The organism is Nocardia sp. NPDC058499 (assembly GCF_042719915.1).
Classification (GTDB): Bacteria; Actinomycetota; Actinomycetes; order Mycobacteriales; family Mycobacteriaceae; genus Nocardia.
The window spans coordinates 704,623-718,958 of sequence record NZ_JBHXMZ010000002.1 but is presented as its reverse complement, the minus strand read 5'-3'; the positions used below and the strand labels follow the sequence as shown (position 1 = coordinate 718,958).

10 protein-coding genes are annotated in these 14,336 nt (G+C 67.5%); 9 read left to right on the top strand and 1 reads right to left on the bottom strand.

From position 1 onward, the window contains the following. Positions 1-23: 23 nt before the first annotated feature. From ACFWPH_RS08380 to ACFWPH_RS08360, 5 genes are all read left to right on the top strand, one after another. Positions 24-1,229, top strand: coding sequence for a cytochrome P450 (locus ACFWPH_RS08380; protein ID WP_378748897.1), 1,206 nt, complete (start codon positions 24-26; stop codon positions 1,227-1,229). Then, positions 1,229-2,029 carry an SDR family oxidoreductase gene (locus tag ACFWPH_RS08375; RefSeq protein WP_378748896.1) on the top strand — a complete coding sequence of 267 codons (801 nt, stop codon included), beginning with the start codon at positions 1,229-1,231 and terminating at the stop codon, positions 2,027-2,029. Before ACFWPH_RS08380 ends, ACFWPH_RS08375 begins: the two co-directional genes overlap by 1 nt. Continuing rightward, positions 2,029-3,252, top strand: a complete 1,224-nt coding sequence (locus tag ACFWPH_RS08370) for a cytochrome P450 (protein WP_378748895.1) — start codon at positions 2,029-2,031, stop codon at positions 3,250-3,252. Before ACFWPH_RS08375 ends, ACFWPH_RS08370 begins: the two co-directional genes overlap by 1 nt. Continuing rightward, on the top strand, positions 3,249-3,734 hold the full coding sequence (locus tag ACFWPH_RS08365; RefSeq protein WP_378748894.1) for a glutathione peroxidase: 486 nt from the start codon (positions 3,249-3,251) through the stop codon (positions 3,732-3,734). Before ACFWPH_RS08370 ends, ACFWPH_RS08365 begins: the two co-directional genes overlap by 4 nt. A gap of 313 nt (positions 3,735-4,047) precedes the next feature. Continuing rightward, positions 4,048-5,172: an MCE family protein gene (locus ACFWPH_RS08360; RefSeq protein WP_378749459.1), complete on the top strand. Its 1,125-nt coding sequence runs from the start codon at positions 4,048-4,050 to the stop codon at positions 5,170-5,172. A 754-nt stretch (positions 5,173-5,926) separates the two neighbouring features. Here the strand turns inward: ACFWPH_RS08360 and ACFWPH_RS08355 are convergent. Beyond that, on the bottom strand, positions 5,927-6,697 hold the full coding sequence (locus tag ACFWPH_RS08355) for a deoxyribonuclease IV (protein WP_378748893.1): 771 nt from the start codon (positions 6,695-6,697) through the stop codon (positions 5,927-5,929). 111 nt (positions 6,698-6,808) lie between these two features. On the opposite strand from ACFWPH_RS08355, the gene ACFWPH_RS08350 reads away from it, so the two are divergent. The 4 genes from ACFWPH_RS08350 (at position 6,809) to ACFWPH_RS08335 (ending at position 14,292) form a co-directional block, all read left to right on the top strand. Further along, complete coding sequence (locus tag ACFWPH_RS08350; protein WP_378748892.1) at positions 6,809-8,143, top strand: serine/threonine-protein kinase; 1,335 nt, start codon at positions 6,809-6,811, stop codon at positions 8,141-8,143. 319 nt (positions 8,144-8,462) lie between these two features. Continuing rightward, positions 8,463-10,319, top strand: coding sequence for a protein kinase (locus tag ACFWPH_RS08345; RefSeq protein WP_378748891.1), 1,857 nt, complete (start codon positions 8,463-8,465; stop codon positions 10,317-10,319). A 603-nt stretch (positions 10,320-10,922) separates the two neighbouring features. After that, positions 10,923-11,693: an ABC transporter ATP-binding protein gene (locus tag ACFWPH_RS08340; protein WP_378748890.1), complete on the top strand. Its 771-nt coding sequence runs from the start codon at positions 10,923-10,925 to the stop codon at positions 11,691-11,693. An 85-nt stretch (positions 11,694-11,778) separates the two neighbouring features. Next, on the top strand, positions 11,779-14,292 hold the full coding sequence (locus ACFWPH_RS08335; RefSeq protein WP_378749457.1) for an ABC transporter permease: 2,514 nt from the start codon (positions 11,779-11,781) through the stop codon (positions 14,290-14,292). Positions 14,293-14,336 lie beyond the last annotated feature (44 nt).

Below are 14,336 nucleotides of genomic sequence, written 5' to 3'. Positions count from 1 at the left end.
TTATCGAAACAGAGGTGGGTCCGATGACGGCAGCATCGTTGGAGCCGGTGACGTTCGATCCGTACGACTACGCCTTCCACGAGGACCCGTACCCGACGTACGCCCGGCTGCGCGCGGAGGCGCCGCTCTATTACAACGCGGAACTCGATTTCTACGCGCTGTCCCGGCACAGCGACGTCACGAACGGTTTCCGCCTCGCTACGCAGCTGTCCAATGCCAACGGCGTCTCCCTCGACCCCGCCGCATGGGGCCCCGACGCCCACCGCACCATGTCGTTCCTCGCCATGGACGATCCCCGGCATATGCGGATGCGGCGCCTGGTGTTCAAGGGCTTCACGCCGAAACGGGTCGCCGATATGGAAGCCCGCATCCACGAGCTCACCCTCGAATACCTCGTCCCGGCTCTCGAACGCGGCGAATTCGACTGGATCGAGGAAGTCGCCGGCAAACTGCCGATGGACGTCATCTCCGAGATGATGGGTGTACCGGCCGCCGACCGCGCCGAGATCCGCCGGATGGCCGATATGGTCATGCACCGCGAGGACGGCGTCACCGATGTCCCGGATTCGGCGATCGAGGCCTCGCTGAACCTGGTCGTCTACTACGCGAACATGGTCGCCGAACGCCGCGAGAACCGCACCGACGATCTCACCTCCGCACTGCTGGACGCCGAGATCGACGGCGATTCGCTCACCGACGACGAAATCATCGGCTTCATGTTCCTGATGGTCGTCGCCGGTAACGAGACCACCACCAAACTGCTCGGCAACGCCCTGTACTGGGCGTCTCGCAACCCGGAGCAGTACGCCAAGGTCGCCGACGATACGGAACGCGTCTCGGACTGGGTCGAGGAAACCCTGCGCTACGACACGTCCAGCCAGATGGTCGCGCGGACCGCCACCGAGGATCTCGAATACCACGGCAAAGTGATCCCGGCCGGCGCCAAAGTTCTGCTGCTGATCGGTTCGGCCAACCGGGACGCGGAAGTGTTCGACGACGGCGACAGCTTCGATCTCGACCGCGCCGAAAAGGGCAACCTCGCCAGCTTCGGCGCCGGCGTGCACTTCTGCCTCGGCGCCCATCTGGCCCGGCTGGAAGCCACCGTCGCCCTGCGTGAATTCGCTTCGCGCGTCAAGTCCTACCAGGTGCGCGAGGACGGTACCGAACGCGTGCACTCGAGCAATGTCCGGGGCTTCGCCAAGCTCCCGATCACCGTGGAGGTGCGGTAATGCCCCGGTTCGAACCCCATCCCGAGAAGCGGCCGGCCATCGTCGCCGGTGCGTCGTCCGGTATCGGCGCGGCCACCGCGCTGGAACTGGCCGCCCAGGGGCATCCGGTGGCGCTGGGCGCACGCCGGGTGGAGATCCTCGAGGATCTGGCCGGCAAGATCCGCGCCGACGGCGGGACCGCGTTCGCGCACCGCCTCGATGTCACCGACCAGTCCTGCGTGGACGATTTCGTGGCCGCGGCCGAGGAAGCGATCGGACCCACCGAGATCCTGGTTTCCGGGGCCGGCGATATCGAATTCGGTCTCATCCAGGACATGGATCCCGGTGATTTCGCGCATCAGGTGCAGATCCATCTGATCGGCGCACACCGGATGGCGCATGCGGTGCTGCCCGGTATGACGCAGCGCCGCCGCGGCGATGTGGTGCTCATCAGCTCCGACTGCGCGCCGCATCCGCGACCGTGGAACGGCGCCTACAGCGCGGCCAAGGCCGGGGTCGAGGCCATGGTGCAGCAGCTGCGAATGGAACTCGAGGGCACCGGTATCCGCGCCTCGCTGGTGCGGCCGGGTCCGACGGTGACCGGTATGGGGATGAACGCCAAACCCGAGGTCGTGGGCCCGCTGCTGGAATCCTGGCAGTCGTGGGGGCTCGCCCGGCATCCGTACATGCTGCGCGCGAGCGATCTGGCGCGCGCGGTCTCGGCGGTCGTGGGCACCCCGCGCGGGGCGCATCTGGTGCTGGTCGAGGTGCAACCGGAGGCGCCGCTGCGGCCGCTGCCGGAAGAAGGAAAGGAATCCTGATGACAACCGCACTGCCTCCGGGTTTCGATTTCACCGACCCCGGCCTGTGGGAACAACGTAGCCCGGTCGAGGAATTCGCGATGCTGCGGCGCACCGCCCCGGTGTGGTGGAACGCCCAGACCGACGAAGCCTCGGGCGGTTTCAACGACGGCGGGTACTGGGTGGTCAGCACCCTCGAGGACGTCAAGGAACTGTCCCGCAACCCGGAGCTGTACTCGTCGCAGCAGAAGGGTTCGATCGTCCGGCTGCCGGGCGATATCACCCCGGACCAGATGGCGCTGACCGGGGCGCTGCTGGTGAATATGGACCCGCCCAAGCATTCCAAGGTGCGCCGGATCGTCTCGAAGGGTTTCACCCCGCGTGCGGTGGAGGGGCTGCGCGACGCTCTCACCGAGCGGGCGCACAAGATCGTGCACGAGGCGAAGAAGACCGGCGGCGGTGATTTCGTCACCCAGGTCGCCTGTGAACTGCCCCTGCAGGCGATCGCCGAACTGCTCGGGGTACCGCAGGACGACCGGCGCAAGGTGTTCGACTGGTCGAACCAGATGCTCAACTACGACGATCCCGAATACGGCGACCCCACCGTCGCCTCCGCGGAGATCCTGGGCTACGCCTGGAATATGGCCGAGCAGCGCCGGGGTTGTCCGGCCGAGGATATCGTCACCCAGTTGGTCAACGCCGATGTCGACGGTGAGGGCCTGGCCTCCGACGAGTTCGGTTTCTTCGTCATCCTGCTCGCCGTCGCCGGGAACGAGACCACCCGAAATGCCATCACGCACGGTATGAAAGCGTTCGTGGACAACCCGGAACAGTGGCAGCTGTACCGGGAGCAACGCCCGCGCACCGCGCCGGACGAGATCGTGCGCTGGGCCACCCCGGTGACGGCGTTCCAGCGCACCGCCACCGAAGATCATGTGCTCGGCGGGCAGGAGATCAAGAAGGGTCAGCGCCTGGGATTGTTCTACAGCTCAGCGAATTTCGACGAGGCCGGCTTCGAGGAGCCGTTCTCCTTCGATATTCTGCGCGACCCCAATCCGCATGTCGGATTCGGTGGTACCGGCACCCACTACTGCGTCGGCGCCAACCTCGCCCGCCTGGAAATCGACCTGATGTTCAACGCGATCGCCGACGCCATGCCCGACCTGAAATCGGTCTCCGATCCGGTACGGTTGCGTTCGGGGTGGATCAACGGGATCAAGAGTTGGCAGGTGCGCTACGAATGAACATCCGAGATATTCCGGTGAACACGCTGTCCGGTTCGGCGACCACGCTCGGGGAGCTGGTGGGTGACCGGGCGGTACTGCTGGTCAATGTCGCGTCGAAATGCGGTCTGACCCCGCAGTACAGCGGTCTGGTCGAATTGCAGAAAACTTACGGCGATCGCGGTTTCAGCGTCGTCGGCTTCCCGTGCAACCAGTTCATGGGCCAGGAGCCGGGGACCGCCGAGGAGATCGAACAGTTCTGCTCGACCACCTACGGGGTCGATTTCCCGCTGCTCGAGAAGGCCGATGTGAACGGTGACGGCCGCCACCCGCTGTACCGCGAGATTGTCGAGACCCCTGACGCCGAAGGCGCCGCCGGCGATGTGCAGTGGAACTTCGAAAAGTTCCTGATCAGCCGCGACGGGGCCGTGGCGGGCCGATTCCGGCCGACCACCGCACCGGATGCGGACACGCTGATCGCGGCGATCGAGAAAACGCTGTAACCGATGCCGTAACGGCTTATGATCGAGGCCCGTTCACCCCAGTGGTGAGCGGGCCTTTTTCACTTTCTACCTGCATAAATACCGAGTCGCGGCAGAATTCGGGCGCAATCGGCGAAAACCGTACCGGCTGGGTCGAATGGCCCATAACATGCACAACTGTCTGGACGCCAATCCGGTTCAGTTCGGCGCAACGGGGTGCCGAACATCGCAAGGCAGGTGAGTGGTGGTACCCGTACACACCCAGTCCGATCGGCACACGACGACACGGCGCAAGATCTGGAACGCCGTGCAGTACAAGCTCGCGGCGCTGGCCATGATGCTGGTGCTCGTCCTTATCGTGGTGGTCTCGCTGACGATGTTCCTCGGGGGCTTCACCCCGGAAAAACACGTTGCCGTGGTGGTCCCGCGCAGCGGGCTCGTCATGGACCCCGACGCCAAGGTGAAATTCCGCGGTGCGGAAGTGGGCCGGGTGGGCACGGTCGAAAACGAGAACGGGGAGGTCCGCCTCGAACTCGATATGAACCCCGATCTCATGGGCCTGGTCCCCGCCAACGCGCTCGTGGATATCCGATCCACCACGGTGTTCGGTGCCAAATACGTGAACTTCGTCGAACCCGCCGAGCCCGCGGGCCGGCTCCGCCCGGGGCAGGTACTACGCGGTGAATCGGTAACCGTCGAATTCAACACCCTGTTCGAACGGCTCACCGAAGTGCTGGAGATGGTGGAACCGGCGAAACTCAACGCCACCCTCACCGCGCTCGGCACCGCCCTGCAAGGCCGCGGCGAACGACTCGGTGACCTCCTGGTGAACGCCGACCGGCTGCTCCGCGAGCTCAACCCGAGCCTGCCCGCGCTCCGCCACGACTTCCAGGCCGGCGCCCACGTGACCAACCTCTACGCGGATACCGCCCCTGACCTGCTCCGCACCGTCGACAACGCCACCACCCTCAGCAACACCCTCACCGAGAACGAACAGAACTTCGACACTCTGCTGCTGGAAACGATCGGCCTGGCCGATACCACCGGTGCCGTGCTGGCCGAGAACGAACAGAATCTGGGCACCGCACTGGACCTGCTCCTGCCCACCACCGACCTGCTGGACACCTACCGGCCCGCGCTGGACTGCACGATCCGCGGGCTGGCCACGGCGATGCCGCTGGCCGAGGACCTGGTCGGCGGCCGCGTTCCCGGTGCGTCCTTCAACGCCGGCTTCATGTACGGCGCCGAGGCCTACAAGTACCCCGAAGACCTGCCCAAGGTGAACGCGACCGGTGGGCCGCGCTGCGACGGGGTGCTGGACCGGGTACCCGGCAGCCACGCCGACTACGTGGTCACCGACACCTCCGAGGTGCACCCGTACATACCGTCGACCCGCATCTATCAGAACCACCCGACGGTGTTCCAGGTGCTGTTCGGGGGTCTGCCAGGCGTGCGCTGACCGGACTGCCCACCGGTACGGTGCGAGCGACCACGACGGGAAATTATTTGCGAGTCAGGACTGCTCTTCCGGTCGCCCGGGACCCGGCCGGACGCACATCACGCCGCCACACGGCTTATCCGTAAGTGCCGCGGGATTGGGATTGACGGTGGGCCGGCGATGGGCCGGAGCGCGTAGCTCGTCACGCCGGCGACCCCGTGGACCGCGACCGGTGCGATGCCGCCTCACCATGCGGCTCCGGCCCGGTACCCCGGACGACCGGGTGCTGCCGCAGCCCGGTGGCGGATAGCCGGGGTGAGAGAAGAGCCGGAGCGGGCCACCGGATCGAACGGTGTCTCGACGGGCCTATCGGTCGGTGGCCGGTAATGCATAGGTCATAGTGTCGCTCATCGTGCACCCGGTAGGTACGACCGGGTTTGCCCGGAAGGATGCAGATCACGCCGCGCCGGTCCCGTCGACGGCCTCGAACCGGGCGAGGCGTCTCCGGGCACGGCCCGGCGCGGTCGATCGCCGACGCCGCCGGCCGCCGGCGGCGCGGAGGTACGGCATGGCGGCCATGGGTGTGATGCTCGACGGATGGCGCGGAGGCACGCGGGCGGCTGTCTGTGCAGTCCGACGGTGGCGACGGGTCCACGGAGTGGACGGTGCGGACCCGACCTGCTTCGTCCGAGGGCGCAGGACCGTACGCGCGGCGAAACACCGGCCACGGACTCGACACGCGCAGTCGGTCGCTACCCCGTGGGCGGATGCTCCGTTACCCGATGTGCTCGCGGAGATAGGCGAGATCGTCGGCCATACCTTCGGCGGGGGTTTCCAGCACGACGGGTGCGTCGGCGGTGCGGCACACCTCCGCGAGCAGTTCCGGGTCGATGGTGCCGGAGGCGAAATTGGCATGCCGGTCGGCGCCGGAATCGAAGGCATCGCGCGAGGAGTTCAGATGCACCAGATCGATCCGGCCGGTGATCGCGCGGATCCGTTCCACCACGCCCACCAGCTCTTCGCCGCCCGCCCAGGCGTGGCACGTGTCCAGGCAGAACCCGGCGCCGTAGTCGCCGACCGCGTCCCACAGGCGGGCGATCGTATCGAAATGCCGGGCCATGGCATGGTTTCCGCCGGCCGTGTTCTCGATCAGGATCGGCACCGCGAAACCGCCCTTGTCCTGCTGGCGTTCGAACAATTTGCGCCAGTTGACGAACCCGGCCTCCATCTCCTCGCCGGACCGCACATGACCACCGTGCACGACCAGACCGAACGCGCCGATATCGGCGGCGGCCTGCGCCTGTAGAGCCACCGCGTTGCGCGACGGCATCCGCAGCCGGTTGTTGGTACTGGCCACATTGATCTGATATGAGGAGTGCACCACCACATCGATCGGGCTGGCGAGGATCTGTTCGGTGGCGGGATGGGGTACGGGTTTGTCCCAGCTCTGCGGATCCACCACGAACAGTTGTACGACATCGGCCCCGAGTTGCTCGCCGTACCCGATCGGGTCGCTGTCCATCCGGACGTGTGCTCCAATGCGCATACCGTCAGACTATCGGCCGGCACCGACACCACGCCCTCGCCTTGCGCCGGGGCGGTGCGGGAAGATACACCGGTAGAATCGTGCACGACCCGACGAGGGGGAAATTCGGCGATGCTCCAGCCTGGTGAGGACTTCGCGGGCTATCTCATCCGACGGCGCCTGGGGGTCGGCGGAATGGGCATGGTCTTCCTCGCCAGACATCCGCGGCTGCCCCGGCTGGTGGCCCTCAAACTGCTCAACCCGGACCTGTACTCGGACAGGGAGATCCGGCTACGTTTCGAACGCGAATCAGAACTCGCCGGCCGGCTCGAGCACCCCAATATCGTCACCGTCTACGACCGCGGTGCCGAGGGAAAACAGCTGTGGATCTCGATGCAGTACGTGCCCGGATCCGATGCCTCGCTGGTGGACCTGCAGGTCCTGGACCCGCGCCGGGCGGTGCAGATCATCGGCGATACCGGGGTCGCCCTGGACTTCGCCCACGCCAACGGGGTGCTGCACCGGGATGTGAAACCGGGCAATATCCTGCTCGCCAAACCGCCCATCGGGCAGCCGGAACGGGTGCTGCTCACCGATTTCGGGATCGCCGGGGTCCGCGACGCCGAAACCACCATCGCCGCGGCCGATACCATCACCGCGACCCTGGCCTACGCGGCGCCCGAACAACTCACGGGGGCCAAACTGGATCATCGCGGCGACCAGTATTCGCTGGCCTGCACTCTGTTCTGGCTGCTCACCGGATCCGGCCCGTACCCGGGCAGCAACCCGGCCGAACTCATCCAGGCGCATCTCACCGCGCCGGTCCCGCGGCTGAGCCGGATCCGGCCCGGGCTGCCTCCGGCGCTGGACGCGGTCATGGCGCGTGCCCTCGCCAAGAACCCGGGCGAGCGGTTCCTGAGCTGCACCGAATTCGCCGCCGCCGCGCAGCTGGCGCTGCGGCCGCCGGGTCCGCGGGGCGGGCGCCCCCCTGGGCAGGGGGTGCGTTTGCGTCCCGGACCCCGGCACGGCCCCGGCGGCCCCGGCTACGGTTCGGGGGAATTCGGGCAACCGGGCGGGCGGGGTGCGCCGCCGTACCGGTCCACCGAATACCGCCAGGCCGGTGTGGTTCCACCGCGGTACGCGTCCAGCGAATACCGGCATCCGGGTCCGGCGGTACCACCGCACGGATCCAGCGAATTCCGCCACCCGCACGGTGCCGGCCCGCAGCCCGGGGGAGCCGGTAATCGCCCGCCGCCGAATGCCGGAGTGCCCCCGCCCGCCCCGAACGAATTCCGGCCACCCGGCCCCGGAACCCGCGGTCCCGGCGACCTCCCACGGCCGGTCGACCGGCCCCGCGCCGAACCCGCCGACCCGGCGGTCATCGATCTGCCCCGCTTCCGCCGTCGCCCGGGCGCGGACCCGCCCGAGACGGGCAGTCCGCCGCCGCGCCCCGGCGCTACTCCCTGACCCGGTACCAGCGCAGTCCATCGTCCGACGGCGCCCGCCGGAACGTGCCTCGTCGAGGTGGAGTCCGTAGCCGATCCGGCCACGGCCGACGCGGCGGTATGCACGGGCGGGCCCGACCGGGCGGAGCCGATCCCCGCGCCGGGCGCGGCGGGCGTCTCGCGTGCTGGTTTGCCCGTCGGCGAGAGCCGTCGGCGGAGCATCGACTCCTGCTATGGTTTCGATGATTTCGCGTGACCGAACCGCTGCGGTCCGGTCACGCTTTTCGTCTACGCAGGTGCTGCCGGTGGGTCCCGGTGGTGTGGCGGGAATTGGAGCGGACATGCTGGCCAACGGCGATGTTTTCGCCGGCTATGTCATCGACCGGCAACTCGGCCGGGGTGGGATGGGCTCGGTCTACCTGGCGAAACATCCGCGACTGCCGCGGATGACGGCGCTGAAACTACTGAATCGGGAGATGTTCTTCGATAAGGAGGTGCGCGCCAGATTCGAACGGGAGGCCGATCTGGTCGCCCGCCTGGACCATCCCAATATCGTGACGGTGTACGACCGCGGGCTCGAGGACGAGCAGCTGTGGATCTCCATGCAGTACATCGACGGTATCGACGCCGCGTCGGTCGATCCGCAGAAACTGCCGCCGGAACGGGCCGTGCAGATCATCGCCGAAACCGCCTCCGCGCTGGACTATGCGCACGGTATGGGGGTGATGCACCGCGACGTCAAACCGGCCAACATCCTGCTGGCACGGTCCACCGGCGGCCGCGGCGAACGGGTCTACCTCACCGATTTCGGTATCGCGCGGTTGCGCGACGACACCGGGCATCTCACCCAGACCGGCACTTTCACGGCCACGCTGGCCTATGCGTCACCCGAACAGCTCACCGGTGCCGATCTGGACCACCGCTCGGACCAGTACTCGCTGGCGTGTTCGCTGTACTGGCTGCTCACCGGCAACGGTCCGTTCACCTCCACCAACCCGGCCGGGGTGATCCAGGGGCATCTGCAATCGCCGCCGCCGTCGCTGAACGCGGCCCGGCCGGAACTGCCGCCGTCGCTGGACGTGGTGCTGGCCAAGGCGATGGCCAAACGCCCCGACGACCGCTTCGCCTCGTGCAGCGAGTTCGCCGAGGCCGCGAAGCAGGCGCTGACCTCTCCGGGTGCACCCCTTATCGGGTCGGGGCCGCCCACCGCGGTCGCGGCGACATATCAGCCACCGAACGTCCCGTACAGCAGCGGCGCCAATCCATATCCGAGCACCGCCGCGCCGCAGCCCTATGCCAGCGGCACCCAGGCGCAGCCGTACGGCGGTGGTGTCCAGCAGCAACCCCCGCCGTACGTCAGCGGCGCCCAGCAGGGGCAGCAACCGCAGTACGCCGGCGGTTTCCAGCAGCAGCCGGTCGATATGGGACGTCCCGGCGGGGATATGCAGCACCAGCAGCCCTACGGGAGCGGACCGGGATATCCGAACCCCGGCCAGCCGTACGGCGGTGGATCGGGTGCCTACACCCAGCCCACCAGCTATCCGCAGCCGATGGGACAGATGCCGCAGGGCGCGCCGCCGCCGGCCAAATCGAACACCGGACTCATCGCCGCCATCTGCATCGGACTCGTGGTGCTGATCGGAGTAGTCATCGGTGTCGTGGCCCTCGCCACCGGCGGCGACGACGGCGGCAACGGGAACCAAGCCGGCGCCGCCACCAGCACCCAGACCACCGTCGCCCCCGTCCCGGCCAACTCGGATTCGATCAGCAAAGAATTCCCCCGGATGGTGCCCGCGACCAAAGACGAGGAAATCGGCTACGACGGCGCGAAATGCTGGGAAACCGATGACGGCTACACGCCCACCCCGGACGACGGCGAACCCGATTTCGGGAAATGGGCCTGGCAATGGCGCTGCTACGGCGGCGGCAACAACGAAGACCCGTTCTACCGGATCTACGTCTACGACTCCGCCACCGCGGTGGACTCGGTGGTGAAGGGCCTGCCCGCCACGGCCGAGAAATCCAGCGATACCAACGGCAACCGCACGTACACCAACTACAAATGGGACAGCGACGGCCCGAAAATGATCACGGTGTTCACCAACCATCCGGAGCGGGCGCAGTACCTGATGTACACCGACGGCATCGTCGGCACCATCCCCGAGATGGTGACCTGGTGGAAGTCGGCGCCGCTGTAATATTGGCGGCTGTATCTATTGGCGCCGCCTGCGGCGGCGCGGGTTTTGGCCCCCTTGGTCCCTGCTGTCAGCGCTCGATGCTCGCGGCTGCGCCGCATTGCCTCGAGCACTGACAGCAGGGACGGGCCAAAACCTTTCAGGGCCTCGTAAGACTCGGCGCCGCCGTTGGTTGCGTTGGGGTTCTTTCCGGGGGGCTTGCTCGGGTTCGGCGCCGCCGTTGGTTGCGTTGGGGTTCCTCCCGGGGGGCTTGCTGGGTTCGGCGTCGCTGTTGGTTGCGTTGGGGGTCTTTCCGGGGGCTTGCTGGGTTCGGCCTCGCTGCTGATTGCGTTGGGTTCTTCCGTGCCTCGCTGGACTCGGTGACGCCGCTGGGCATGTGGGGATAGGTGGTGGGGGTTGCCATCGAAAACCAGGGCGACGGCGACGATGAGAATGGTGCTGGTCAACACCATCTTCAGGGCACCAAGGAGTGACGCAGGCGCCTGGTGGTTCGGCTCCTCGAAGGCGTCGGGTGATACACCCCGCTACCAGAGGACGACGGTGCGGGGTCCGGGGTCAGGGGTATCCCGGATGGCGCGGCGGCGCGTGGCCCGACAGACTGGACCCATGACTGCTCATGCTGTCGATACGGAGTCGGCCGGTCCCGGGTCCGCTGTCGCTGCCGGTGCCCTCGAACTCACGAAGGTCTACGGGTCCGGGGAAACCCGGGTCACGGCGTTGGACGCGGTATCGGTCGATCTCACCCGCGGGGAATTCACCGCCATCATGGGGCCGTCGGGTTCGGGAAAATCCACCCTCATGCACTGTCTGGCCGGGTTGGATGCGGCGAGTTCGGGGCAGGTGCGGATCGGCGATACCGAGCTCACCGACCTCTCCGACAAGGAGATGACGGCCCTGCGGCGGGACCGGATCGGCTTCGTCTTCCAGGCGTTCAACCTGGTCCCGACGCTGACCGCGCTGGAGAACATCACCCTGCCCCTCGATATCGCCGGTCGCGCGCCCGAAGCGGAATGGCTCGCGACCGTACTGAAGCGGCTCGGCCTGGAGGACCGGCTGGGGCACCGGCCCAGCGAACTGTCCGGTGGGCAGCAGCAACGGGTCGCGTGTGCGCGGGCGCTGGCGGGCAAACCGGAGATCATCTTCGGTGACGAACCGACCGGCAACCTGGATTCCCGGTCCTCCGGTGAGGTGCTCTCGATCCTGCGCGCCGCGGTGGACGAATTCGGCCAGACGGTAGTCATCGTCACCCACGAACCGGCGGCTGCCGCGTACGCGGACCGGGTGATCTTCCTGGCCGACGGTCGTATCGTCGACGAGATGCGCGATCCGACGGCCGAGACCGTGCTGGACCGGATGAAGGCGCTGGAAGCCCGGTGAACCCTCGCACCGCCATGCACCGGACCGACCGGGGTGCGGGGGCTCCCCGCACGACACAGGAGACCCGATAGTGGCCGCACACCCGATGCGCACGGTGGCCCTGCGCAATCTCGCCGCGCACAAGGTCCGGCTGGCGCTCACGCTGCTGTCCGTCGTGCTCGGGACAGCGTTCATCGCGGGCTCTTTTGTCTTCACCGATACTCTGCAACGCACCTTCGACGGGATCTTCGCCAATGAAGCCGCCGGGGTGGACGTCCGGTTGAGTCCCGAGGAACGGCAGTCTCCCGGTATCCCGCAGGAGGTGGCCGACGATGTGGCCGCCATGGACGGGGTCCGGACCGTCGCGCCCGGTATCGAGGGCTCCGTGGTGCTGCTCGACCCGGCCGGCGACAAAGCCGTGCAGACCGGCGGGGCACCGAGCTTCGGTCTGGCCTACCTGCCGCCCGAGCGATCGGTCGCCCAGCCGGACCCGTTCGTCGCAGGCGTACCTCCGGCCGAACCGGGCCAGGTCGCGCTCAACACCGGCGCCGCCGAAACCGCGGGGCTCGCGGTGGGTGATCGCACCAAGGTGCTGGTGCCCTCCCACCCCGGCCCGATCGATGTCACCGTCACCGGGCTCTACGCCCCGGCCGCCGATACCGGCGGTTTCATCGGAGTGCAGTTCACCGAGGCCCAGGCCCGGGAACTGTTCACCGACGGTGCGCATATCGCTTATCTCGATATCGCCGCCGAGGGAATCCCCGGCGATACGCTGCGCGACCGGCTGTCCATGCTCTACCCGGACTACAAGGCGCAGAACGGGGATCAGGTCCGCGCGGAGATGAAGGCCGAGATCTCCGAGGCACTGAACTTCCTGAACTACTTCCTGCTCGCATTCGGCGCCATCGCGCTGATCGTCGGCACCTTCATCATCTACAACACCTTCTCCATGCTGGTGGCGCAGCGACTGCGGGAGCTGGCACTGTTGCGCGCCGTGGGTGCCGGTCGCGGACAGGTCGGCCGCTCGGTGGTGGCCGAAGCATTGATCGTCGGTGTCATCGGCAGCCTGCTCGGGCTGCTCGCGGGTATCGCGCTCGCCTACGGATTGGCCGCGGTGCTGAACGCCTTCGACCTCGGCCTGCCGACGGGAACCATGGCCGTTCTGCCCCGCACAGTGCTGGTGGCCTTCGCGGTCGGGTTGCTGGTGACCGTGGTGAGCGCGTACGCACCGGCCCGGCGTGCCTCCCGGATTCCGCCGGTGCAGGCGATGCGCGAGGAGTTCGCCTCCGCCGGCGACTCGCTGCGGGGCCGCACGATCGCGGGCGCGGTTCTCGCCGTCGCGGGTGTGGTGCTGGTGGTGCTCGGTGCACGCAACACCGGGGGTGGTGCCGCGGCGGTCGTCGGGGTCGGCGCACTGGGGCTGATCCTCGCCGTACTGTTCGCCGCCCCAGCATTGTCGCGGCCGGTGCTGGCCGGGCTCGGCTGGCTGATCCGGCCGTTCGGCCCGATCGGGCAGATGGCGCGTAACAACGCGGTCCGCAATCCGCGGCGCACCGCGGCCACCGCATTCGCGCTGACCCTCGGACTGATGCTGGTCACCGCGATCGGGATGCTGGGCGAATCGGCGAAGGTCAGCATCTCCCGGCTCGTCGATCAAGGCGTGGAAGCCGATTATGTCCTCGCCGGACCGCCGATGATGGGTGTACCGGCCGGCGCGAGCGACGCGGTCCGGGAAAAGGTGCCTGCGGCCGCTGACGTCGTCGGACTACGCGGGGTAGCGCTGAAAATCGGCGACGACGACGAATTCGGCACCTCGCCGGACGGCCCCCTCGAACAGGTCGTGAATATCGAAATACTCAGTGGCGCAGCATCACTGGGGGATTCGGAAATTCTGCTCAGCGAGGACGAGGCGACCGAGCACGGGGTCGGCGCCGGCGAACAGCTGGTGATCAACACCCTGGGCGGTGCCGAAATCCCGCTGACCGTATCCGGTGTGTACGCGGATTCGCAGGTACTGGGGCCGCTGATCGTACCGTCCGCGGTCTACGAGAAAGCGATGCCGGTATCCATGCGGACCGAAGCCGCGGTACTGATCAAAGCGGCACCCGATGCCGATCTGGCGGCCATGCGGACCGACCTGGAACGGGCCACCGAGGAATTCGTGATCGTCCAGGTGCAGGACCGCGAGCAATTCAAGGGCGAGAACGCGAAGCAGATCAACAATATGCTGGCGATCCTGTACGGCCTGCTCGCCCTGGCGGTGGTGATCGCCGTGCTCGGGATCGTCAATACGCTCGCGCTGTCGGTGGTGGAACGGCGACGCGAAATCGGTATGTTGCGCGCGGTCGGTACCCAGCGGTCGCAGGTCCGGCGCACCATCTATCTGGAATCCATGCTCATCGCGGTCTTCGGCGCACTCGTCGGTGCGGTCCTGGGGCTGGGGCTCGGCGTCGGATTCCTGCGCACCCTGCGCGATCTCGGCCTGGACCAGATCGCGGTTCCGTGGGATCAGCTGGTGTACATGCTGATCGGTTCCGCGGTGGTGGGAGTGCTGGCCGCGCTGTGGCCGGCGGTGCGTGCCGCCCGCACACCACCGCTGGCCGCCATCGCCGATATGTGAGCTGTGTCTATGGCGCCGCCCCCGGCGGCGCGGGGTTCGGGGCC